16 protein-coding genes are annotated in these 23,478 nt (G+C 70.5%); 13 read left to right on the forward strand and 3 right to left on the reverse strand.

The features are described from left to right. Positions 1-6 precede the first annotated feature (6 nt). The 9 genes from glmU to NYZ95_RS03050 all read left to right on the forward strand — a co-directional run bounded on the left by glmU (position 7) and on the right by NYZ95_RS03050 (position 13,999). Positions 7-1,470, forward strand: coding sequence for a bifunctional UDP-N-acetylglucosamine diphosphorylase/glucosamine-1-phosphate N-acetyltransferase GlmU (gene glmU, locus NYZ95_RS03010; protein ID WP_262848534.1), 1,464 nt, complete (start codon positions 7-9; stop codon positions 1,468-1,470). Further along, positions 1,467-2,447 (forward strand): ribose-phosphate diphosphokinase, encoded by a 981-nt coding sequence (locus NYZ95_RS03015; protein WP_262848536.1) that lies wholly within the window; start codon positions 1,467-1,469, stop codon positions 2,445-2,447. The genes glmU and NYZ95_RS03015 overlap by 4 nt, the downstream gene beginning before the upstream one ends. A gap of 221 nt (positions 2,448-2,668) precedes the next feature. Continuing rightward, positions 2,669-3,328, forward strand: coding sequence for a 50S ribosomal protein L25/general stress protein Ctc (locus NYZ95_RS03020; RefSeq protein ID WP_262848537.1), 660 nt, complete (start codon positions 2,669-2,671; stop codon positions 3,326-3,328). A 23-nt stretch (positions 3,329-3,351) separates the two neighbouring features. Then, a complete protein-coding gene (pth, locus tag NYZ95_RS03025; RefSeq protein ID WP_262848538.1) occupies positions 3,352-3,942 on the forward strand; it encodes an aminoacyl-tRNA hydrolase in 591 nt (196 codons plus the stop codon). A 124-nt stretch (positions 3,943-4,066) separates the two neighbouring features. Next, entirely contained in the window at positions 4,067-5,488 is a 1,422-nt protein-coding gene (locus tag NYZ95_RS03030; protein WP_262848540.1) for a sugar transferase, read from the forward strand. Between the two features lie 117 nt (positions 5,489-5,605). Beyond that, entirely contained in the window at positions 5,606-8,701 is a 3,096-nt protein-coding gene (locus NYZ95_RS03035) for a PKD domain-containing protein (RefSeq protein WP_262848541.1), read from the forward strand. Between the two features lie 131 nt (positions 8,702-8,832). Continuing rightward, positions 8,833-12,459, forward strand: coding sequence for a PKD domain-containing protein (locus tag NYZ95_RS03040; RefSeq protein WP_279307198.1), 3,627 nt, complete (start codon positions 8,833-8,835; stop codon positions 12,457-12,459). Further along, positions 12,456-13,214: a WecB/TagA/CpsF family glycosyltransferase gene (locus tag NYZ95_RS03045; RefSeq protein WP_262848542.1), complete on the forward strand. Its 759-nt coding sequence runs from the start codon at positions 12,456-12,458 to the stop codon at positions 13,212-13,214. Before NYZ95_RS03040 ends, NYZ95_RS03045 begins: the two co-directional genes overlap by 4 nt. After that, positions 13,211-13,999 carry a LamG domain-containing protein gene (locus NYZ95_RS03050; protein ID WP_262848543.1) on the forward strand — a complete coding sequence of 263 codons (789 nt, stop codon included), beginning with the start codon at positions 13,211-13,213 and terminating at the stop codon, positions 13,997-13,999. The genes NYZ95_RS03045 and NYZ95_RS03050 overlap by 4 nt, the downstream gene beginning before the upstream one ends. Position 14,000: 1 nt before the next feature. Here NYZ95_RS03050 and NYZ95_RS03055 read toward each other — a convergent pair whose 3' ends face one another. After that, positions 14,001-14,492, reverse strand: coding sequence for a hypothetical protein (locus tag NYZ95_RS03055; RefSeq protein WP_262848545.1), 492 nt, complete (start codon positions 14,490-14,492; stop codon positions 14,001-14,003). A gap of 130 nt (positions 14,493-14,622) precedes the next feature. On the opposite strand from NYZ95_RS03055, the gene NYZ95_RS03060 reads away from it, so the two are divergent. Together NYZ95_RS03060 and NYZ95_RS03065 are read left to right on the forward strand one after the other, a co-directional pair. Then, positions 14,623-16,770, forward strand: coding sequence for an O-antigen ligase family protein (locus NYZ95_RS03060; RefSeq protein WP_262848547.1), 2,148 nt, complete (start codon positions 14,623-14,625; stop codon positions 16,768-16,770). 81 nt (positions 16,771-16,851) lie between these two features. After that, positions 16,852-17,766 (forward strand): glycosyltransferase family 2 protein, encoded by a 915-nt coding sequence (locus NYZ95_RS03065; RefSeq protein ID WP_262848549.1) that lies wholly within the window; start codon positions 16,852-16,854, stop codon positions 17,764-17,766. A gap of 3 nt (positions 17,767-17,769) precedes the next feature. On the opposite strand, the gene NYZ95_RS03070 is transcribed toward NYZ95_RS03065, so the two are convergent. Beyond that, entirely contained in the window at positions 17,770-18,762 is a 993-nt protein-coding gene (locus tag NYZ95_RS03070; RefSeq protein WP_262848551.1) for a nitroreductase family protein, read from the reverse strand. Continuing rightward, positions 18,759-19,931 (reverse strand): polysaccharide pyruvyl transferase family protein, encoded by a 1,173-nt coding sequence (locus NYZ95_RS03075; protein ID WP_262848553.1) that lies wholly within the window; start codon positions 19,929-19,931, stop codon positions 18,759-18,761. The genes NYZ95_RS03070 and NYZ95_RS03075 overlap by 4 nt, the downstream gene beginning before the upstream one ends. A 245-nt stretch (positions 19,932-20,176) precedes the next feature. On the opposite strand from NYZ95_RS03075, the gene NYZ95_RS03080 reads away from it, so the two are divergent. Then, positions 20,177-21,829, forward strand: a complete 1,653-nt coding sequence (locus NYZ95_RS03080; RefSeq protein ID WP_262848555.1) for a carbohydrate binding domain-containing protein — start codon at positions 20,177-20,179, stop codon at positions 21,827-21,829. A gap of 127 nt (positions 21,830-21,956) precedes the next feature. Further along, on the forward strand, positions 21,957-23,462 hold the full coding sequence (locus NYZ95_RS03085; RefSeq protein ID WP_262848557.1) for a glycoside hydrolase family 26 protein: 1,506 nt from the start codon (positions 21,957-21,959) through the stop codon (positions 23,460-23,462). Positions 23,463-23,478 lie beyond the last annotated feature (16 nt).

Below are 23,478 nucleotides of genomic sequence, written 5' to 3' on the forward strand. Positions count from 1 at the left end.
GAACGCGTGAGCGAACAGGCTCCGATCAGCGTGATCGTGCTCGCTGCAGGCGGGGGCACCCGCATGCGGTCGAAGACGATGAAGGTGCTCCACCCGCTTGCCGGGCGGTCGCTCCTCGGGCATGCGTTGCACGCCGCCCGCGGCGTCGCGCCCGACCATGTCGTCGCGGTCGTCGGCAACCAGCGCGAGCAGGTCGCCGAGCACCTGGCACAGATCGACCCCGACGTGCTCCAGGCCGTCCAGGACGAGCAGCTCGGCACCGGGCACGCCGTCTCCATCGGGCTCGCCGCGCTCGGTGACGGCCTCGCCGGCACGATCGTCGTCGTGTACGGCGACGTGCCGCTGCTCGAGCCGGAGACGCTCGAGGCCTTCCTCGACGACCACCGTTCCCACGGGCGCACGCTGTCGGTCCTCACCGCCCGCGTCGACGACCCGACCGGCTACGGCCGCGTCGTCCGCAACGACGACGGCACCGTCGCGGCGGTCGTCGAGGAGAAGGACGCGACCCCCGCGCAGCGTGCGATCCACGAGATCAACTCCGGCATCCTCGCCTTCGACGCCGTCTGGGCACGTGACGCGCTTCGTCAGGTGGGCAACGACAACGCGCAGGGCGAGTACTACCTGACCGACCTCATCGGCATCGCGGTCGCCGAGTCGCGCCCGGTCGGCGCGTACGAGATCGACGACGCCGTCCAGACCGAGGGCGTGAACACCCGTGTCCAGCTGGCCCGGATGGCCGCCGAGGCAAACCGCCGCATCGTCGAGCGCCACATGCTGGCCGGGGTCACCGTCGTCGACCCGGCCACCACCTGGATCGACGCCGACGTCTCGATCGGTGCCGACACCACCGTCCTGCCGGGCACCCAGATCCTCGGCGCGACGACGATCGGCGAGGACGCCGTGATCGGGCCCGACTGCACCCTCACCGACATGGAGATCGGCGACCGCGCGAGCGTGGTCCGCACCCACGGCTCCCTGTCGGTGATCGATGCCGACGCGACGATCGGGCCGTTCACCTACCTGCGCCCCGGCACGACGGTCGGTCCGGGCGGCAAGCTCGGCGCCTTCGTCGAGGCGAAGAACACCCGTCTCGGGGCCGGCGCCAAGGTGCCGCACCTGTCGTACGTCGGCGACGGCGACATCGCCGAGGGCGCCAACGTGGGAGCGGGGACGATCTTCGCGAACTACGACGGCGTCAACAAGAACCGCACGAGGATCGGCGCCCACGCCCGCACCTCGTCGAACAACACCTTCGTGGCGCCGGTGAGCGTCGGCGACGGCGCGTTCACCGGTGCAGGTGCGACCATCCGCGAGGACGTTCCGCCGGGGGCGCTCGCGGTGTCGGCTGGATCACAGCGCACCATGGAAGGGTGGGTCGCGCGGAAGCGTCCGGGCACCCCGTCCGCCGAGGCCGCCGCGCGCGCCCTCGCGGGTCACGACAGCGACGACGGCCAGGAGAACTCCCCGTGACCGGTATCAAGCGCACCACCGAGAAGAACCTCATGCTCTTCTCCGGACGTTGCCACCCCGCGCTCGCCGAAGAGGTCGCCAAGGAGGTCGGAACCGCACTGGTCCCGACCTCCGTCTACGACTTCGCGAACGGCGAGATCTACGTGCGCTACCAGGAGTCGGTGCGCGGCTCAGACGCGTTCGTGATCCAGAGCCACGCCGCGCCGATCAACGAGGCGATCATGGAGCAGCTGCTCATGGTCGACGCGCTCAAGCGCGCCTCGGCGAAGCGCATCACCGTCATCCAGCCGTTCTACGGCTACGCCCGCCAGGACAAGAAGCACCGCGGGCGCGAGCCCATCTCGGCCCGTCTCATGGCGGACCTCTTCTTGACCGCCGGCGCCGACCGGCTCATGACCGTGGACCTGCACACCGCGCAGATCCAGGGGTTCTTCGACGGTCCCGTCGACCACCTCATGGCGATGCCGATCCTCACCGACTACGTGCTGGAGCGCTACGGCGACCGCCGCCTCGCGGTCGTCTCGCCGGACGCCGGCCGCATCAAGGTCGCCGAGAACTGGGCCGAGAAGCTGGGTGGTGTCCCGCTGGCGTTCATCCACAAGACCCGCGACATCGACCGGCCGAACGCGAGCGTCGCCAACCGCGTCGTCGGTGAGGTCCAGGGGCGGACCTGCATCCTCGTCGACGACCTCATCGACACCGGCGGCACGATCGTCCAGGCCTGCGAGGCGCTGATGGAGGCCGGAGCGGCCGACGTCGTCATCGCCGCGACGCATGCGGTGTTCTCCGGTCCCGCGATCGAGCGCCTCGAGAAGTGCTCGTCCGCCGAGGTCATCATCACCAACACCCTGCCGCTGCCCGACGAGAAGCGCTTCGACAAGCTGACCGAGCTGTCGATCGCGCCGCTGCTGGCACGGGCCATCCGCGAGGTCTTCGAGGACGGCTCCGTCACCAGCCTGTTCGACGGGAAGGCCTGAGCCTTTCCTTTGCAACCCGTTTCGACAGGGCTCACCCGCGCCTTGTAGGATGGGGAAGTTGCCTCGGCGAGGGTTGGCTTTCCGTCAGCCGTGATCGACTTGGTGTCTGGGACAAGGTGTCGCGGACAGCCTGCGCGATGCGGCCGTCCGAAAGACCACCGTCGCCGGGTGCAACGCGATCGTAGTTCACCACCCGCGAGTTCCAGAGGAGCAACACCGCCGTGTCCGAGATCAAGATCCAGGCTGAGACGCGTACCGAGTTCGGCAAGGGCGCCGCTCGTCGTATCCGCCGCGAGAACAAGGTTCCCGCGGTCCTCTACGGGCACGGCATCGACCCGATCCACATCACGCTGCCGGGCCACGACCTGATGCTCGCCCTCAAGCAGCCGAACGCGCTGCTGTCGGTCGACGTCGACGGCGACGCCCAGCTGGCGCTGCCCAAGCAGGTCCAGCGCGACCCGATCAAGGGCTTCATCGAGCACGCCGACCTCCTCGTCGTCCGCAAGGGCGAGAAGGTCACCGTCGACGTCCCGATCAATGTCGTCGGCGAAGTCATCGGCGGCGCCATGGTCGTCACCGAGAACGCCACCGTGCCGATCGAGGCCGAGGCCACCCACCTCCCCGAGGTCATCGAGATCTCCGTCGAGGGCCTGGACGCCGGTGCGCAGATCCACGCGTCCGACCTCGAGCTCGCCAAGGGCTCGTCGCTGGCGATCGACCCCGAGACGCTCATCGTCAACGTCGTCGCCGCGCCGACCGCCGAGCAGGTCGAGGCCGAGCTCGAGAGCGCCGAGGCCGAGGCCGGCATCGAGCGCGACGAGTCTCAGGCCGAGGTCGAGGCGGCTGAGGCTGAGGCCGAGGCTGCTCCCGAGTCCGAGTGACGCTCTGACGCCGACGGGAGAGCATGGCGGTGACGGACTCACCGTGGCTGGTCGTCGGCCTCGGCAACCCGGGGCCGTCCTACGCCCAGACGCGTCACAACATCGGCTATGCCGTGACCGATCGACTCGCTGAGCGGGTCGGGGGTCGCTGGAAGTCGCACAAGCCCACGCGCACGGACGTCGTGGAAGGCCGCCTCGGCGGCGTTCCCGGCGTCCGTGTCGTCTTGGGCCGCTCGCGGTCGTACATGAACGAGAGCGGAGGCGGCGTGCGCGCGCTGTGCACCTTCTACAAGGTGCCGCCTGAGCAGCTGGTGGTCGTCTACGACGAGCTCGACCTGCCCTACGAGACGATGCGCGTGAAGTTCGGCGGCGGGGACAACGGGCACAACGGCCTGAAGTCGATCCGCGCGTCGCTCGGCACCGGCGACTACTACAAGGTGCGGGTCGGCATCGGTCGTCCGCCCGGACGCCAGAGCCCTGCCGACTACGTGCTCAAGCCGTTCTCGAGCACCGAGCGCAAGGAGCTCCCGCTCGTCGTGGAGACGGCAGCCGACGCGGTCGAACGCCTGCTCACCGCGGGCCTCGAGGTCGCCCAACGCGAGTTCAACAGCTGAGCGAGACAGAGATCACAGTGCCGAGCCACCGATCATGCCCACTGTTCTCGACAATCCGCCACGAGCTGCTCCATCCATCTGATTCACTCGTGCCTCGGGGTTTGAGTCCAACGGGGTGGAACACTTGACCGAGATCGATCTCTCGCGCGCCGCACGCCTTCGTGTCGGCGCACGCAGTGCTCGTGCCGAGTCCGAGAGCCGGCTCGTGCGCAAGATGCGCAACCGCTCACGGATGGCGGCACTGGCCTTCCTGCTGTCGACCCTCGGGGCTGCTCTCGTCGCGGCCGTGCGTGCCCCGTTCGTGGGCGGGTACGTGTGGCTGGTCGTCGCGGCGATCGCCGGCACCCTCGTTGTGGAGTTCTTCACGATCCCGGCGTACGAGCGGACGCGCTCGCTGCGCCCCGCACGACACCTCGTCGTCTCTGGGTCCATCGTCGTCCTGGCGCTGACCGTTACAGAAATCATTCGCCCGGCCACCGCCCGGGTCAGCATGTCGCTCATCCTCACCGCAGCAGCCTTGAGCGCCGGTGCCGTCCTCCTGCGCTACTTCGTCGCGGCGCCGAGGTCGACCCTTCTGGTCGGAGACCGCACCGGGGTCGGCCACTTCATCGCGCAGTGGGGCGAGCGCTCCGACATCGAGATGAAGGGCATCTGCCTCGTCGGTGACGACGGCGCGCTGCCCTCGCAGCTCGGCGGCGTCCCGGTGGTAGGTCTGCTCAGCGACGTCCGGGCGGCTGCGGACGCGCTCGGCGTCGACGAGGTCGTCGTCGCGCCGGGGCCTCACCTGAGCGCGTACGACGTCCGTCGGCTCAACTGGGCGCTCGACCACTCCCTGGTCGAGCTCACCGTGGCGACGGAGGTCCACGGCGCGATGCCCAGGCGGGTGCAGCCGCGCGTCCTCGGCCGGCGCCTGATGCTGTCGGTGCGCCCTCCCCGGCGCCCCGCGCTGGCGCTGTGGCTGAAGGGCGTCATCGACTGGGCCGGCGCCGCGGTGCTCCTCGTCCTCCTGTCGCCCGTCTTCCTCGCCGCGGCGGTGGCCATCAAAGTCACCTCGCCGGGCCCGGTGCTCTTCCGTCAGGTGCGCACCGGACTGTGCGGGCAGCCCTTCAAGATGATCAAGTTCCGGACGATGGTGGTCGATGCCGAGGAGCAGCTCGACGCCCTCCTGAAGCTCAACGAGGGGGCGGGTCCGCTGTTCAAGCTGCGCGAGGACCCGCGGGTGACCCGCGTCGGGCGGTTCCTCCGCAAGACCTCGCTCGACGAGCTGCCGCAGCTCTTCAACGTCATCCGCGGCGAGATGTCCTTGATCGGACCGCGACCGGGGCTGCCGCAGGAGGTCGAGACGTACGACGACTGGATCCGGCACCGCCTCCAGGTCAGGCCCGGGATGACCGGTCTCTGGCAGGTGTCGGGCCGGTCCAACCTCAGCTGGCAGGACTCGGTCCGCCTCGACATCGACTACGTCGACAACTGGACGCTTCGCAGCGATCTGGCGATCGCCGCGAAGACCGCACGCGCGGTCATCCGAGGTGACGGCGCTCATTGAGCCGTCTCTGCGAGCCGGGCGGCGCGGGATCGTGAAATCCCCGGATCTCCCTTCGTCGCCTGTCCCTAGACTTCCCCAGCCGCTGCAACCGGCACGGCAGACCCGAAAGAGAATCTCGTGAAGAAGGCACTGATCGCGGCAGGCGCCGCAGCCGCGCTGACCGTGGGAGGGCTCGCGGCGATGTCGCCCTCCGTGAACGCGGCTCCGTCGACGGTGGGCACCGTCGTCAGCGACGACCCGGTGAACTGGACCCCGCACGTCCTCGACGGCCGGGTCAACTCGATCGTCCAGGTCGGTGACCAGATCGTCCTCGGCGGCGAGTTCACGCAGGCACGCGACGACCGACGCAACGACCCCTCGGAGACCGTGGTGCCGCGCGTCGATCTGCTGGCCTTCGAAGCGGCGACGGGCAAGCTCAGCACGACGTTCACCCCGGAGACCGACGGGTCCGTCAACGTCGTGCTGCCGGCCGGGGACGGCGAGTCCGTCTACGTGGGCGGCTCCTTCACGACGATCGCCGGCCAGCCCGCGAAGAACCTCGCGCGCATCCGGGTGTCGGACGGCTCTGTGGTGCCCGGGTTCGACGGCGGCTCGCCGACCGGCGTGGTCAAGGACCTGCGCCTTGCCGGCGGTCGGTTGTACGTCGCGGGGATGTTCACCCACATCCAGGGCAAGCGGCAGCCCGCCCTGGCCACTCTCGACCCCGAGACGGGCGCCTTCGACCCGTTCGTCGCGAACGCGTTCGAGGGCGTGCACAACAGCGGCTTCACCGGGGTCCAGAAGATCGACGTCGACCCGCAGGCCACGCGTCTGGTCGCGATCGGCAACTTCGCGACGGTGGACGGCGCGGCCAACCACCAGATCGTCATGCTGGACGTCTCCGGGTCCCAGTCCGCCGTCTCGGGCTTCCACACAAATTTCTACACGCAGGCGTGCTCGCAGTCCTTCGACTCCTACATGCGAGACCTCGACTTCTCGCCGGACGGCTCGTTCTTCGTCATCTCCACGACGGGCGCGTACGGCGGCCAGAACGCCCCCTGCGACACCACCGCGCGGTTCGAGAAGGACCGGGTCGGCACCAACCTCCAGCCGTCGTGGATCGCGTCCACGGGCGGCGACACCACGTACGCCGTGGAGATCACCGACGCCGCCGTCTACACCGGCGGTCATGCGCGCTGGCAGAACAACCCCTTCTCGGGTGACCGCGCGGGGCAGGGCGCGGTCTCGCGGCCCGGCATCGCGGCTCTCGACCCCGTCAACGGTCTGCCGCGCACGTGGAACCCGACCCGGACCCGTGGTGTGGGTGTCTTCGACTTCCTCGTCAACGACCAGGGCCTGTGGGTGGGTTCTGACACCGACCGGATCGGTGCGTACGAGTACCACGGCCGGATCGCGCTGATGCCGCTGGCCGGGGGCACCCCGGTCGACAAGGTCACGACGCCCCAGCTGCCGAACGACCTCTACCTGGCGAACACGAACGGGAGCCTCACCAAGCGTCCCTTCACCGGCGCGAAGCCGTCCGCTGCGCAGTCCGCCCCGTCGGGCGGGATCAACTGGAACTCCGCCCGCGGCGCCTTCATGGTGAACGGCTACCTCTACGCCGCGTGGTCCGACGGCAGCTTCAGTCGACGCACCTTCGACGGCTCGACGTACGGTCCCGTGGAGCAGGTCAACACGGCCGACCTCCTGACCAACCTGTCGGACTGGGACTCCGACGCGGCGACGGCGACGGGCATGTTCTTCGACGAGGGGCGCCTGTACTACACGCGCAGCGGCTCCTCGAGCCTCTTCTACCGCTACTTCACTCCGGAGAGCGGAGTCGTCGGGGCGAAGCGGCTCACCGCGAGCACGGGCGTCTCGGGCATCAGCTTCTCGGGTGTCCGTTCGATGGTCCTCGGCGGCGACAAGCTGGTCTTCACGACGAGCCTCAGCGAGCTCAAGCAGATCGACTGGCAGCGCGGTCCGATCGCCGGCGCTCCCGTGGCCGGCACGGCGACCACGCTCTCCTCGCCGTTCACGGACGGTCAGTCGTGGTCGAGCGTCCGGTCGATGTTCCTGTTCCAGGACGCCGACGGTGACGGGGTCCCGCTCCCGCCGACCGCGGAGTTCACGTCGTCGTGCACCAGCCTCGACTGCGCGCTCGACGCCACCGATTCGACCGCGCCGTCGTCGGTGATCGAGTCCTACGCCTGGGACTTCGGCGACGGGACGTCGGGCACGGGCGCGACGGCCGACCACCGCTACGCGGCGTCGGGCACCTACGACGTCACCCTGACGGTCACCAACCGCAAGGGCACCGCGACCAGCACCACCAAGCAGGTCCAGGTCACCCGTGTGAACGAGGCGCCGGTCGCCGCGTTCACCACGAGCTGCGACGAGCTGACCTGCACCTTCGACGGTGCGGAGTCCAGCGACCCCGACGGCACGATCGCGTCGTACGAGTGGAGCTTCGAGGCGGGCGCGTCGGCGACCGGCAAGAGCGTGACGCACGAGTTCACCGACGGCGGGACCTACGCCGTCACACTCACGGTGACCGACTCCGACGGCGCCACCGCGTCGACGGAGCATGACGTGGTCGTGGCTCGGACGGCGCTGGCGTTCGTCGGTGCCTCGAGCACCAACGGCAACCGCACCTCGCACCCGCTCGCGGTCCCCTCGGGCACCGAGGTCGGGGACACGTTGGTCCTGTTCTTCACGGGCAACTCGAGCACGAGCACGGCTGCGGACCCCGCTGGCTGGGAGCCGCTCGCCGTCGGTGACGCCGACGGGATCGCCGCGCGGGCCTGGACTCGCACGGCGACGGCCGCCGACGTCGGCGGGACCGTGACCGTGACGACGAGCGGCACTGTGAAGGCGGACCTCTCGCTCGCCGTCTACCGCTCGAACGGTGACGGTGCCGCGGTCGTGAGCGCGGCCGGCTCCGCGGCGACGGGCCCGGTGACGACGTTCGCGAGCCCGGGTCTCACCTCGCCGGGCGGTCCCACGTGGCTGCTGAGCTACTTCGCCGTGAAGTCCAGCGACACGACGGCGATCACCGTCTCGGGACTGGAGCAGCGCGCCAGCTCGGAGGGTGCCGGTGGCGGTCGGATCTCCGCGCTGCTCGGCGACTCCGGTGGCGCCGTCCCGGCAGGGGCGGTGGGTGGGCTCTCGGCCACGCTGAGCCCCAACGGCAGCCGTGCGGCCACCTTCTCGGTGCTCGTCACGGCCCAGTGAGTGGAGGGGTTGCGCCCGGCCAAACTGGGCGCAACCCCCACATTCTGAAAACGCACTCGTGGGTCGAGGCGTCTGCTTAGACTCCGTGAGATATCGCCGTCGAGCGCCATACCAGTCACCGGGGGACCCCTATGAAGCGCTTACTCGCCGTCATCGGCTCGAGCGTCCTCGTCGTCAGCGCGATGCTCACCTCTCCCGCGCTCGTGTCCTCGGCAGCAGCGGCGACACCGACGAACGGCAACCTCGTCAGCGCGGACCCGGCCGACTTCACCCCGCACGTGCTCGACGGCAGGGTCAACTCGATCGCCCAGGTGGGCGGCACGATGGTGCTCGGCGGGTCGTTCACCCGGACGCGCAACAGCACGAGCGCGACGGAGATCGCCCGAACGAACCTGGTCGCGTTCAACGCGACCACCGGCCAGATCACGTCCTTCGCCCCGAACCCGAACGGCACGGTCAACGTCGTCATCCCCGCCGGTGACGGCCAGAGCGTCTACGTCGGCGGGTCGTTCACCTCGATCGCCGGTCAGTCGGCGAAGAACCTCGCGCGCATCCGGGTGTCGGACGGTGCCCTCGTCGCCGGCTTCAACGGCGGCTCGCCGACCGGCGTGGTCAAGGACCTGCGGCTCGCCGGCGGACGCCTCTGGGTCGCGGGGGCGTTCACTCACATCCAGGGCAAGCGGCAGCCGGCGCTGGCGACGATCAACCCCTCGACGGGCGCGTTCGACCCGTTCATGGGCCTGGCGATCGAGGGCGTCCACAACGGCGGCTACACCACCGTCAGCAAGATCGACGTCGATCCTGCCGCCTCGCGCCTGGTCGCCGTCGGCAACTTCGACACCCTCGCCGGCGCCAAGAACCACCAGGCCTTCATGCTCGACACCTCCGGCGGTGCTGCGGCGCCCTCGGCGTTCCAGACGAGCTACTACGAGACGCCGTGCTCGCAGTCCTTCGACTCCTACATGCGAGACGTCGACTTCTCTCCGGACGGCACGTTCTTCGTCATCAGCACCACGGGCGCGTACGGGGGCCCCGACGTCGCCTGCGACACGACCGCGCGTTTCGAGGAGAGCTCGACAGGAACCGGCGTCCAGCCGTCGTGGGTCGACGCGACCGGCGGCGACACCACGTACGGGGCCGAGATCACCGACAACGCCGTCTACGTCGGCGGACACCAGCGCTGGCAGAACAACCCGTACGCCGGTGACACCCCGGGAGCAGGGGCGGTCGCGCGTCCGGGGATCGCGGCGCTGGATCCCCAGAACGGCCTGCCGATGAGCTGGAACCCCACCAGGACCCGGGGTGTCGGCGTCTTCGACTTCCTCTTGACCTCCCAGGGCCTGTGGGTCGGTTCGGACACCGAGCGCATCGGAGCTTTCGAGTACCACGGCCGCATCGCGCTGATGCCGGCCAACGGGACTGCGGTGCCTCGTGTGACGACGCCCGGCCTGCCCAACGAGATCTACCAGGCGGGCACCCTCGGGTCGGCCAGCGACCCGCGCGTCCTCTACCGCGTGAACGCCGCGGGCCCCGAGCTCAGCGCCGCGAAGGGCATCGACTGGGCCGCCGACACCGACGCGTCGCCCAGCCCGTACCACAACGCCGGCAACAACCGCGCTGGATGGGGGACGGTCGGAAGCGTCGACTCGACGGTGCCTGCCGGTACCCCGGTGGACCTCTTCAGCTCGGAGATGTGGGACGGCGGAGGGGGCGAGGAGATGCACTGGGGCTTCCCGGTGCCTGCCGGGACCCGCGTGCAGGTCCGGCTCTACTTCGCCAACCAGTGCTCGTGCACCGACGACCCGGGTGAGCGGCGGTTCAGCGTCGCCGTCGACGGCAGCACCGTGCTCCCCGACTTCGACATCGTCGCCGCCGTGGGCCACAACCGCGCCACCATGCGGACGTTCGACGTGACCAGCGACGGCAACGTGGACATCGACTTCGGCCACATCGTCGAGAACCCGCTCATCAACGGGATCGAGATCATCAACCTCGACATCCCGGAGTCGCCGAGCACGGCGGGCTCGCTGACGAAGCGCTCCTACAACGCCGGGACGGTCGGCCCGTCGGTCACCGCACCCGCAGGCGGGATCGACTGGAACCAGACGCGCGGGGCGTTCATGGTCAACGGCCAGCTCTACCTCGCGATGGCTGACGGGTCGTTCAGCCGGAGGTCGTTCGACGGCACCGGCTTCGGAGCGTCCTCCCCGGTCGACACGGCCGACCAGCTCGTCCCGCTGGCGGCCTGGCGCAGCGACGCCTCGCAGGCCACCGGGATGTTCCTCGACGACGGGCGGCTCTACTTCACCCGTGCGGGCTCGTCGTCGTTGTACTACCGGTACTTCACCCCCGAGAGCGGCGTGGTGGGTGCCAAGCAGCTGGTGGCGAGCGGGAACGTCGACGGGATCGACTTCTCGAAGGTGAAGGGGATGTTCTCGACCGGCGAGAAGCTGTTCTGGGCGACGGCCGACGGCAACCTCCACCGCATCGACTGGCAGCGCGGCGCCCGCCACGGGCAGCCCGTCGCCGGCACCCACGCCGTGGTGTCCGGCCCGGCGGTCGACGGCAACGCGTGGGCGAGCCGGGCGATGTTCCTCTTCCAGAACGCCGACGGCAACGGCGCGGGCCTTCCGCCGGCGGCGAGCTTCGAGAGCCAGTGCGACAGTCTGACGTGCGCGTTCGACTCGAGCGAGAGCACGGCTCCAGGAGGAACGATCTCCTCGTACGCCTGGAGTTTCGGGGACGGCGCGACCTCGACCGCGGCGAACCCCTCGCACACGTACGCAGCCAACGGGAAGTACACCGTGACCCTGACGGTCACCACGCAGGCGGGTGCGAGCGCGACGACCACGCGCCTCATCACCGTCACCCGGGTCAACAAGGCACCCACGGCCGAGTTCGACGTCACGTGCGACCAGCTCGTGTGCGCGTTCGACGCCTCGTCGTCGACGGACCCTGACGGTGAGATCGTGTCGTACGGCTGGAAGATCGGCACCGCCACCGCGCAAGGGGTCACGACGCAGCACGAGTTCGCCGCGGCGGGGACCTATCCGGTCACGCTGACCGTCACCGACAACGAAGGCGCTCAGCGCCAGGTGACTCGCGACGTCGCGGTCACGACTGCGCCGGCACCCGCGCTGGGGCACGTCGCCGCGGCGAGCACGAACGGCAACAGGTCGGTCCACGCCGTCGCCATCCCGGCGGCCGTCCAGGCAGGAGACCAGCTGATCGCCACCTTGAACGTCAACTCCTCGACGGTGACCGTGACTCCGCCGGCCGGCTGGACGGAGATCGCCTCGGCCGACGCGGACGGCTTCCGTACGCGCGCGTGGGCGAGGACCGCGGTCGCCTCCGACGCCGGTGCGACCCTCACCGCCGGGACCTCGGCTCTCGCGAAGTCGGCCTTCACCGTCGCCGCGTACCGGTCGAACACCGGCAAGGTGACGGTCGCCGAGGCGAAGCTCTCGTCCTCGTCTGCGGTGACGTCGGCGACGTCACCCACGGTCACGGGCGTCGCGGGCGGTTGGCTGGTCACCTCCTGGGGAGTGAAGTCGAGCAACGTCCTCTCCTGGCAGCTTCCGACGGGCTCGGCGGTCCGCTCGACGTCGACCGGGAGTGGGGGCGGAGCGGTCTCCGACGCCCTCGTCGACAGCGGTGGTCCGCTCACGACGGGTCCTGCCGGCGGGCTCACCGCCACCTTCGGCGCGCAGGTGAGCCGCGCCGCGGCTGTCTCCCTCGTCCTCAAGGCGGTGCCGTGACCTTCTCCGACATCCCGTCCGTTCCCGTCGGACCGTTCGCGGTCGCCGACCTCACCCGGCACGACCTGGTGCGGACGATCGTGGCGCGCGGCAGCGGCGCCGACCAGCCCGTGGTGGCGTACGCGCTGCACGTCGGTGGTCTCAACGCCCGCCGCGACCCCGAGTTCGTGGGGTCGATGGAGCGAGCCGACGTGATCTACGCCGACGGCGGCTCGGTGGTCCTCGCGGCCCGCGCGGCGGGAGCCCGCTCGATCGAACGCGCTCCCACCACAGACATCGGCTGGGACCTGCTCCACGAGCTGCGGGCGACCAGGGGCCGACGGCCCACCGTGGCGCTGATCGGCGGTCCGGAGGGCCTCGCGGAGCGGGCGGCAGCGGCGCTCGAGGCCGGCGCCGACGTGTCCGTCGTCCTCACGGCGCACGGCTACGTCGAAGACTGGGAGCCGATCGTCGAGAAGGTGCGCAAGGTGAGCCCGGACATGCTCGTCGTGGGCCTGGGCGCTCCTCGCGAGATGCTCTGGGTCGACCGGTGGAGGGCGCAGCTTCCACCGTCGATCGTGCTCACCTGCGGCGGCTGGTTCGGCTATCTCGCGGGGGAGGAGCAGCGAGCGCCTCGCCTCCTGCGGCGAGCGGGGCTGGAGTGGATCGCCCGCCTGGCCCAGGCGCCGACGCGCCTGGGACCGCGCTACGTCCGCGGGCTGTGGTCGACCCTCGTCGTCACGGTCGACGCGCGGAGGAAGCGGAGGTCGAGGTGAGGCGCGTGCGCCGTACGGCCGCGGGGATCGTGGCGCTGATGGCGACGGCCGTCGCGCTGAGCGCCTGCCAAGACGCTCCGGCGGGGGCGGACCTGCCGTCCTCGGCGCCGACGGCGACCCAGGCCACGCCGGTCCTGGACCTGCGGTTCGACGCCGGCCTGGTGAACGACGGGGAGCTCGACGCCGAGATTCGCGAGCTCGCCTCCGGTGCCGGCGTCACGTTCGTCGCTGCCGGTGCGGGTGGCGGGCGTGCGATCGCTTTCCCGGACGCCCGGCAGAGCCGCGTCGTCATCACCGTGCTCGACCGGGGGTCGACGGGTCTCCTCGACCCGGGCCGCCGGCCGTTCGTCCTCGGCGCCGACGTCCGCCTGGACCGGCTCGAGGCCGGTGACGACCTCGACAACGGAGAGAACGTCGTCCAGCGCGGACTCTTCGACGACGGCTCGCAGTACAAGCTGCAGCTCGACCACGGCTACCCGTCGTGCCTGGTCACCGGCTCGACCGGTCGGGTGTTCGCGAAGTCGCAGGCCCAGCTCGCCCCTGGGTCGTGGTACAGGCTGGAGTGCCGTCGGGTGCGCGACGACCTCACCGTGGTGGTGCGCGACCTCGCGGCCGACCGCACGCTCGACCAGGTCACCGCCTCGGGGCCGATCGGCGACGTCGCGGTGCCGGCGACCGTCCCGCTCACCATCGGGGCGAAGGCCGGGGCGAACGGGGCGTTCCTCGCCTCGAGCACCGACCAGTTCGACGGCGCCCTCGACAATGTCCTCTTCGCCGTCGACTGAGTCAGCCGACCGAGAAGGAGAGGGTCGAGTAGCCCAGCGCGTCCAGCCAGCCGTCACCGGTCCGCGCGACCTCGCCGTACGCCGGCAGGTCGGGCTCGTCGGCAGCCCGGGCCAGACCGCGAGCACCTGCCGCGACCTTGCGCAGCTCCTCGGCGCCGGGGCACGACGCCGAGCGACGGGCGAGGCGGGTCGTCTGGCGAGCGAAGGAGCGGGCATAGTCCGCGTGGTCCTCGCGGCCGACGGAGCTCACGACGCGGTCCCAGTTGCGGAGCACCAGCCGCACCCGCGGCGTCGTCAGGGAGCAGTCGTCGGCGACCGGGCCTCGGGCTGCGGGTTCGGCGGGGGCGTCCTCGCTGGCGGTGACCTCGGCCGACGGCGTCGAGGCCGAGTCCGCGGAGCGCGGTGGCGTAGCATCGTCCTCGCCCGAGCAGGCGGTGACCGAGGCCACCAGCAGCACCCCGACCAGCGCGACAGCAGAAACAGACGTGCGCACCCTGCGTCCCTTCCCGAGAAGTCTCCTCACAGCGTAGGCGCGCGGACGTACGTTTGTGCGGGTTTGGCTGAAGCAAGGCCACCGGCTCGCTTAGTCTCGTTCCATCCTCACACGACCTGAAAGTGCTGCTGTGCCCGCCTCCCGCGTCCTCGCACCTGACGCGGTTCCTCAGACGACGAGGAACCGTCCCAGGCGGTGGCCGGAGCACTGGCCGCTGACGGTGGCGCTGGTCGGCTTCCCCCTCTGGTGGATCGCCGGGCTGTCGGGTGTGATCGCCATCCTCGCGGCCGTCCCGATGGCAGTCCAGCTGGCGCGTCGCCGCCGCGTGTTCGTGCCGCCGGGGTTCGGGTGGTGGGTGCTCTTCCTGGTGTGCGTGGTCGTCGGCGTGCTCACCCTCTGGGCGGACGCACCCGGTGCCGTCCCGGGCGGCGGCGCATCGCGCCTCATGGTCTGGGGCTACCGGGTCGCCTGGTACGTCGCCTGCACGATCGCGCTCCTGTGGGCGGCGAACTCCGACCCGCGCTCGGTCTCCGAGCGCCGCGTGTTCCAGCTGTTCGGCTGGATGTTCGTCGTCACCGCCGCCGGGGGACTGCTGGGAGTCCTGGCGCCGACCCTCGAGCTGCGCTCGCTCGTCGAGCTGTTCTTGCCCGGCGGCCTCCGGTCGAACTCGCTCGTCCGCGGGATCGTGCACCCCGGTGTCGCCGACATCCAGACCGTCCTCGGGCGCCCGGAGGCGCGGCCCAAGGCCCCGTTCGCCTTCGCGAACTCGTGGGGCGCCAACATCTCGCTGTACCTCCCCTTCTTCCTCGTCGCCTGGCTCAAGCAAGGCAGGCGCTGGCAGCGGCTGGCCGCGCCGCTCGTCCTGGCCGTCGCGGCGATGCCGATCGTCTACTCCTTGAACCGCGGGCTCTGGGCATCGCTCGGTCTCGGCGCGGCCTTCGTCGTCGCGCGCCAGGTCGTGCGCGGCAACGTGGTCGCGATCGTCGGGACGGCGCTGGTGGGAGGTATCGCCGTCGCCGCCTTCCTCGTGAGCCCGCTGAGCGACCTGGTCGGCGAGCGCCTCGAGAACCAGCACAGCAACGACCGGCGCGGACAGCTGCTCAGCCAGACGGTCTCGAGCACGTTCGAAGGCTCACCCGTGATCGGCTTCGGGAGCACACGAGACGTGCAGGGCAGCTTCGCGTCGATCGCCGGGGCCTCGACTCCGGAGTGCCCTGCCTGCGGTGTCCCACCGCTGGGCACGCAGGGTCACATCTGGCTCGTCATCTTCTCCCAAGGCTTCTTGGGGACCTTCCTCTTCCTCGCCTTCTTCGTCACGTCGCTGTGGCGTACGTGGCGATGCCGGACGACGATCGAGACCGTCTGCACCTGCCTGCTGCTGTTCTTCGCGCTGCAGATGTGGGTGTACGACACCCTCGGCATGCCGCTGTTCACGATCATGCTCACGATCGGGCTGGTGTGGCGCAGCCAGCATCCCGACGAGACCCCGTACCGAGGTCCGCGGCGTCGCACGCTCCAGCGCATGGTCCGCGACGCGTGGGAGGCGCGCCGCGTGTACGCCGCCGCGGTAGCGATCGGCATCCTCGTCGCCGGGATCGCGGTCGTCCGGCAGCCGCAGGAGTCCGTGGCGCGGACCTCCGTCCTCCTGGCGCCCTCGCCCGTCTACCTCACGACGGCGATCGTGAAGGCGTCGGCGCTCCCGCGTGACATCACCATCGACACCGAGGCGGCCCTGGTGTTCTCCGCCGCCGCCCGCGACGCCGCGGCGAGCGGTCCGACGGGCGCCGAGGACGCGCTGACCGACCGGATCCGCGTCACCGCCGCCCCGAGGACCCGGGTCCTCAACATCGACGTGAGGTCGACCGACCCGCGGCGAGCGGAGGCGGAGAGCCGTTCGCTCACCGAGCGGTACCTCGAGCTGCGGCGCGACTACCTCGAGAAGCGCCGGGACCAGATGCTGGAGGGCCTCCGCGACCGGTTGGCTCAGATGGACCTGTCGGCGGGCGGCCCGGACGACACCGAGGAGCTGTCCGCGGACGTACGGGCGCGCGAGCGCGAGGCCATCGACAGCGCCATCAACAACCTGATCCTGACGTCGACCACCGCCGGCGAGGTGGTGCGCGCCAACACCGCCGTCGAGGTGCGCAAACCGATGGGCGTGCTGGTGGCCTCGGGGATCATCCTCGGGATCACCGTCGCCGCCGTCTTGTCCGTGCTCGCGCCACGCGTAGTCCAGGCCGTCTCGCGCCCCCGGCTCCGTCGGCGTCGGCGCCCCTGACGCAAAGATCGGGAACTGCCTCGGGGCCGCGCGACGCAAGATACGCTCGAGGGGTTGCGTCCTATCCGCTTTGAGGTGACCATGCCTGGCTCTGCCCCGTCCGTCGATGTCGTGATTGCCACGCACAACCGCCCGGACATGCTCCGCCGGGCTCTCGACGCGGTGCTGGCGCAGACGTACGACGGCGACATCACCGTGATCGTGGTCTTCGACCAGTCCGAGCCCGACCGGTCGCTCGAGAGCGACACGACCGGGCGACGGGTCGTCGTCCTCTCGAACACGCGCACCCCGGGCCTGGCCGGCGCCCGCAACTCCGGCATCCTCCACGGGACCTCCGCCCTCGTCGGCTTCTGCGACGACGACGACTTCTGGCGTCCGACGAAGCTCGCGGCCCAGGTGGCGCAGATGGCGGCCGACGGTGCGCCTACCTGCGTCACCGGCATCACCGTCAACTACGGAGACCGGTCGAACGACCGGATCCCCACGGCGGAGCAGATGACGCTGGACAACCTCGTACGGCACCGGGTGATGGCGGCGCACCCGTCCTCCGTCGTCATCGAGCGGAGCACCCTCGAGACGACGGTCGGACTGGTCGACGAGGAGATCCCCGGAAGCTACGGGGAGGACTTCGACTTCATCCTCCGGGCGGCGGCGGCCGGCCCGATCGCCGTCGTCGAGGAGCCGCTCGTCGACGTCACCTGGGGGCAGTCGCTCTTCTCCCGCAAGTGGGGCACGATCGTCGAGGCCATCGACTACGTGATCGTCAAGCACGCCGCGTTCGGGCACGACGACCGTGCGCTCGCGCGCCTGTACGGGAGGCGGGCCTTCGCCCTCGCCGCGATCGGACGGCGACGCGAGGCCCTGAGCACCGCGTGGCGCACCTTCCGGCTGTCGCCGCGCGAGCAGCGAACCTACCTGGCGGCAGCGGTGGCCGGGCGCCTGGTCTCGGCCGAGCGGCTGATGGACATCGCCCACCGCCGCGGCCACGGCATCTGAGCCTCAGCGGCGGCGTACGAAGGTCTCGGCCGGCTTGCGGTCGGAGATCGGGACGACGCTCTCGGGCGGGAACTCGCCGACGGCGATGAACATGATGATCATCTCGGAGTCGTCGATGTCGAGCAGCCGTCGGACGGCCAGCTGGTCGCGGTAGTACATCATCGCGTTCAGCGGCACCGCTGCCAGGCCCTCGTGCTCGAGCCCGTACAGCACCGACATCGCGAAGAGGCCGCCGTCGACGAACGCCTCGTTGCGCTCGACCGGGCTCAGGAAGGTGTTGTTGGAGACGGTGATCGCCAGCAGCACCTCGGGCATCTCGGCGTACCCGAAGCCCCGCTGGTGCGCCAGGACCTGGGCAGCGAGCTGCTTGTCCTCAGTCCAGTACGCCCGCCACCCCTGGCGGTTGCAGACCGAGGGGGTCTTCTCCGCGTTGCGGAGCGCGTTCATCACCTTCTCGGTGTCGATCGGACGCCCCGAGAACTCGCGCACGCTGCTGCGGCCCTGCGCCAGGTCGTAGAAGGTCTTGTCGCAGTTGTTCTCCTTGTCGCTGCGGCGCACCGTCTTGGTCCCCGCGGCCTCCGCGGGCCGGTCGGTGCGACGGAGCTCGTCGTCGATCACCTCCGACAGGAACGGGACGTCGAACTCCTGCTTGCGGTGGTACTCCTCGTAGCGGCGGATGATCGACAGCCCTTCCACGTACGCGAACGCGGCGGTGTCGTAGCCGCGGGAGCGGTAGACGACGAGGGCGTCGTTGAGGTTCGACAGGGCCTTGCGGCCGAAGCCGAGCCGGACGTCGGAGTTCCTGGCGAGCCCTTTCTCGAGGGCGTGGACGTTGTACATGATGCGGGAGACGACCTGCTCGTAGCCGTCGTCGAAGACCGAGAAGGACGCCGTACGGGAGAAGCGGCTGATGTCCTTGTGCGCGAGGTAGCGCAGACGCACGCGCTGGAGCTGCTTCTTGCCGAACTGTCGGGGCCGCGAGCTGTTCATCTTCATCGGTCGGCCACCTTCTGGGCGATCGCGCTCGAGAGGTAGTCGGCCGTGCGTGCACGCTCGCGCGCCAGCACCGACGCGACGGGTCGGTAGTCGACGGGCGCGGCGAGCGTGGAGACGAGCTGCGCGGCGTCGTCGACGCGGCGGTCCACGAGACCGAAGGTCTCGAGGAGGTAGCCGAGCTTCTCCTCGTTGCCGTAGCCGTGCCCGGAGCTGCGCCGGACGATCGTCGCGAAGGGCCGTTCGTTGATGAGCGAGAAGATCGTGCCGTGGAAGGTGTCGGTCACGACGCCCTCGGCGTGACGGAAGTAGGCCAGCAGCTCGAAGGGGCTGCAGTCGACGAACTCGTCGCAGCAGTCCTGCACGCCGCCGGCGCAGAGGATCCGCGCGCCGCGGGCGCGGGCGTACGAGCGGAGCGCGTCGTTCTCCTCCTTCCCGAGCCGGCCCGAGTACCCGTAGACGAGGAGGTACGGCTCGGGGTGCGGCCGTGCTGTGGGGATCCTGGTCTCCTGCCCCAGGAAGTCGTACGCCAGCGCCGGGTCCACGTTGATCGTGGACGTCCGGCCGGTGAGCGCCTTGACGATGTCGGCGGAGTTCTGGTCGCGCACGGAGAGGGCGTCGAAGCGGGAGAGGTCGGCTGCCACCTCGTCCCGGACCCCGGCCGCGCTCAGCTTGTCGAGGGTCGTGTTGCCGAAAGAGGCGGCGTAGGAGACCAGGCGACGCGCGGGGCTGCCGTGCCCGAAGAGGTCACGCGAGTAGCCCACGTTGGTGTTGGACTGGACGCAGTTGAAGACCTCGTCGCTCCCGACGACCTGGACGTCGAGGGCGAGGTCGCGTGCGGGCTCGGTCGGGATGCCCATCAGCGGGAAGTACTTCTTGCCGTAGGTCCGCTTGTGGTTGAAGAAGCGGAGCCGGTCGCGCAGCGAGGCGTCGACCTGGTTGTACTCCGCGACCTTCGCGAGGCTGCGTCGCAGCCGCGAGGTCGGCTCGGAGGAGGCCGCGTCCTTGATCAGCGGCTCGCCGGGGACGTAGTCGACGAACGACACCTGCACGTCCTCGACGTGCTGCTCGATGAGTCGGCGCAGACCGTACGCCTGGAGCGAAGATCCGTAGTTGTAGATGCGTTGCATCGACATGATCCCCACGCTCGTCGTGTGGCGAGTCTTCGACATCTGAGACCTTTCGGATCCGAGCGCTGCTCTCAAGAATGGTAGAGAGCCCATGGCGCGCGCGGGCCGTTTCCCCGGGTTTTGCGCCGTTTCGGGGGCGCTTGGCGACATTCCGACAGGCACGCGACCGGGGGCGAGCGGCAACCGTTGAGGGCCTTGCGCCCTGATGCTCACGGACTAGCATTCCAAGCCTGTTCTGATCCCTACGTTGCTGCCGACCCGTCAGTGACAGCCGCAGGTGATGTCGAATGCCGTCCCCCAAGCACAAGCAGCTGGCGCCGTTGCGCCGTCCGCGCGCGATCCTCGTCCTCTTCGTCTCGCTCGCCCTGGCCGCGGTCGTGGTCAGCACGTCGGCGCCCTCGCCGGCGCTCGTCGCCGGCCCCGAGCTCGTCGTCAACGGGACCTTCGACGAAGGCACCACAGGCTGGCGGACCAACGACGCGCGCAACTCCACGCTCACGGTGGTCTCCACCGACGGCGCCGATCCGCACGCCTCGGTGACGTCCCGCTCGACCCGGACGGTGGTGCTCAACGACCGCGTGAACACCGTCGCCCAGACGACCGAGGGCACCCGCTACCGCGTCTCCGCCTCCGTCCGAGGGTCGCGGCCGAAGGTCTCGGGGCAGCTGAGGGTTCGCGAGGTCGCCGGCAAGGACGTGACCGTCCACGGCTCGACCTTCTACCTCACCGACACCGACTGGACGAAGGTCGAGCTCGAGCTCGAGACCGCCTCCGACGGCGCCAGCCTCGACCTCAACGTGCTGGCGTGGAAGAACCCGGCGGGCCGCGCGCTGGAGATCGACGACGTGTCGATGGTGGAGCTGCTCGAGCCGGGGACGGAGCCGACGCCGACGGCATCGCCGACCACGCCGACCGCCTCGCCTTCCCCGACCGCACCGACCGCGTCGCCGACGCGTCCGGCTCCGACGCCCTCGCCCAGCGCCACGCCGACCCCCACGGCGTCGCCCACCACTCCGAGCGTCTCGCCGTCTCCGACGGCACCGACGGCGTCGCCGACGACGCCGCCGACCGCGGGCGTCCTGAGCAACGGCTGCCGCTACTCCGCGCGAGGCATCCCTGCGTGCGGCGCCTACTTCGGGGCTGCCGTCGGAGGGAACGCCGATCCGACGTCGTTCGAGCGCGCGGTCGGCGGCACCCTCGGTGTCCGCCGGACCTACTGGTCGCCGACCCAGGTCGACGGCGCCGTGAAGACCGCGGCCGCCGACCTGGAGGCCGGCCGCCTGCCGTGGATCAGCTTCAAGCTCCCGCACTCCTGGGCCGAGATGGCGCAGGGTGCTGGCGACGCGTGGGCGCGTGACATCGCGCAGCGGCTGGACGAGCTCGACGGCCCCGTCTGGCTGGCCTTCCACCACGAGCCCGAGGGCGACGGTCCGATCGCCGAGTGGACGCGTCTGCAGCAGCGCCTGGCGCCCCTCGTGCGCGCCGAGGCGGACAACGTTGCGTACACGATCGTGCTCACCGGCTGGAACCAGCTCCACGGCGCCCCCGAGTACGCGCTGGACTCGCTCTGGCCGAAGGGCGTGAAGGTTGACGTCGCCGGCTTCGACGTCTACAACTTCTACGGCTCGACCAAGGACGGTCCCGTGCGGCTGGAGCCGACGGACATGAAGGCCTACTTCAAGGAGTTCGCCGCCTGGTCGAAGGCCACCGGCGTCAAGTGGGGCCTCGCCGAGACGGGCTTCACCGACATGGCGTCCGTCGACCACCCTGCCTGGATCAGCGAGACCTACGACGCGCTCGTCGACGCGGGCGGCATCGCCTTCACGTACTTCAACTCGCCGCTGAACAGCAGCTCCTCCTGGGTGATCACCACGACGCAGAAGGAAAGGTCGTTCGGCGCGGTCCTGAAGCGCTCGCCGCGGCTGCCTGCGGGCGGCTGAGCCCCCCCGCTCGCCGCCGAGGTGCGGCTCGCCGAGGACGCTCGTACGGTGAAGGGACGATGCCGTCGCGAGACTCGGCTGCGACGGCGGAGCACGGGACGGGGGCGTACCGGTGGCAGGTGCAGTGGTGCCGCTGCGTCGTCTCGCGCTCCTCGGCACCGGGGTCATGCTCTTCTCGCTGCCGATCGCCGACACCGCCGCCGTCGGCCTCCCGAAGCGGGCCGCGGCAGCCGCGACGACCCACACGGCGCCCACGGAGCGTACGGCCGAGGGGCGACCGGTGCACGGGCCGAACACGATCCGCAACGGCTCGTTCGAACGGCCGCGACCACGCTGGACGACGGTGAACGTCTCGAGCCGTCGGCTCACCATCGGCAAGGGCGGCGTCCAGGGGAAGAAGCGCGCCAGGCTGGTGGGGACCCGGAAGGTGCCGAAGGTCGTCGTGGCCAGTCCGACGCGCAGGCTGGCCGCCGGCAAGGGGACACGGGTCGCGGTGAAGGTCTGGGTGCGGCCGTCGCGGCCGGGCACCCGAGTCCGGGTCGTCCTCCGCGAGACACGAGGCAAGAAGGCGCGCCGCCACGTCCGGGTCGTGAGGCCTGCGGCCAAGACCTGGCGTCGTGTCAGCTTCGCCACCCGGACGCGGCTCGCTCGCCCCGTGGTCCAGCTCCGCGTGACGGGAGCGTTCGCCAGGCCGGGCGCCCTGCTGCTGGACGGCGCGTCGGCGAGGACGGTGCGCGCGACGTCGGCCGTCCGGGAGGAGCCGGACGTCGACCCGTACGTGGGAGTCCTGTCGAACGGCTGCCGCTACACCCGTCGCGGCCTGCCGCAGTGCGGGGCGTACGTCGGCGCCGCGCACGGGGGCAACACTGATCCAGCCGGCCTGGAGAAGGAGATCGGGCGCCGTCTGGGTGTGCGGCGCACGTACTACGCCGCGTCCGGGGTCGACAAGGCCGTACGGACGGCGCGCGCCGACGTCGCGGCGGGCCGCCTGCCGTGGATCAGCTTCAAGCTCCCGCACTCGTGGGCCGCGATGGCGAACGGGCAGGGCGACGCGTGGGTGCGCGACCTCGCCGAGCGGCTGGACGCCATCCCGGGTCCCGTGTGGCTGGCCTTCCACCACGAGCCCGAGGGCGACGGTGATGTCAAGGCGTGGCGGCGGATGCAGGAGCGGCTGGCGCCACGGGTGCGCAAGTGGGCGGACAACGTCGCCTACACGGTGATCCTCACCGGGTGGAACCAGCTCTACGGTCCGGCCGCGTACTCGCTGTCCGCCCTGTGGCCTAGGGGCGTCAAGGTCGACGTCGCCGGGTTCGACGTCTACAACTCGTACGGTCGTGACGGCCGGCTGGTCGAGAACGACGTCGTGAAGGACTACTTCGTCCCGCTCTCGCGCTGGGCGTCACGACAAGGTGTGCGCTGGGGGCTCGCGGAGACGGGCTACTCTGACCCTGCGGCCGTGCGCGACCCGACGTGGATCCGCCGGTCGGCAAAGGCGCTGGCGGCGCGCGGAGGGGTCGCGTTCGCATACTTCGATTCGCCGTACAACAGCACGGCCAATTGGGTACTGTCGACGGACGCGAAGATCGCCGACTTCGCGTCCGCAGTGCGCGAGTCACCGACGTTGCCGCGCTGATCCGCCACCCGCGAAG

Origin of the sequence: Mumia quercus, assembly GCF_025506335.1 — a bacterium.
Classification (GTDB): domain Bacteria; phylum Actinomycetota; class Actinomycetes; order Propionibacteriales; family Nocardioidaceae; genus Mumia; species Mumia quercus.

What these genes read in the sequence shown, in the direction of transcription:
- NYZ95_RS03075 (WP_262848553.1), bottom strand. Translation starts at nt 19,931, where the DNA reads ATGTCGAAGACTCGCCACACGACGAGCGTGGGGATCATGTCGATGCAA.
- NYZ95_RS03070 (WP_262848551.1), bottom strand. Translation starts at nt 18,762, where the DNA reads ATGAAGATGAACAGCTCGCGGCCCCGACAGTTCGGCAAGAAGCAGCTC.
- NYZ95_RS03040 (WP_279307198.1), top strand. Translation starts at nt 8,833, where the DNA reads ATGAAGCGCTTACTCGCCGTCATCGGCTCGAGCGTCCTCGTCGTCAGC.
- NYZ95_RS03065 (WP_262848549.1), top strand. Translation starts at nt 16,852, where the DNA reads ATGCCTGGCTCTGCCCCGTCCGTCGATGTCGTGATTGCCACGCACAAC.
- NYZ95_RS03080 (WP_262848555.1), top strand. Translation starts at nt 20,177, where the DNA reads ATGCCGTCCCCCAAGCACAAGCAGCTGGCGCCGTTGCGCCGTCCGCGC.
- pth (WP_262848538.1), top strand. Translation starts at nt 3,352, where the DNA reads ATGGCGGTGACGGACTCACCGTGGCTGGTCGTCGGCCTCGGCAACCCG.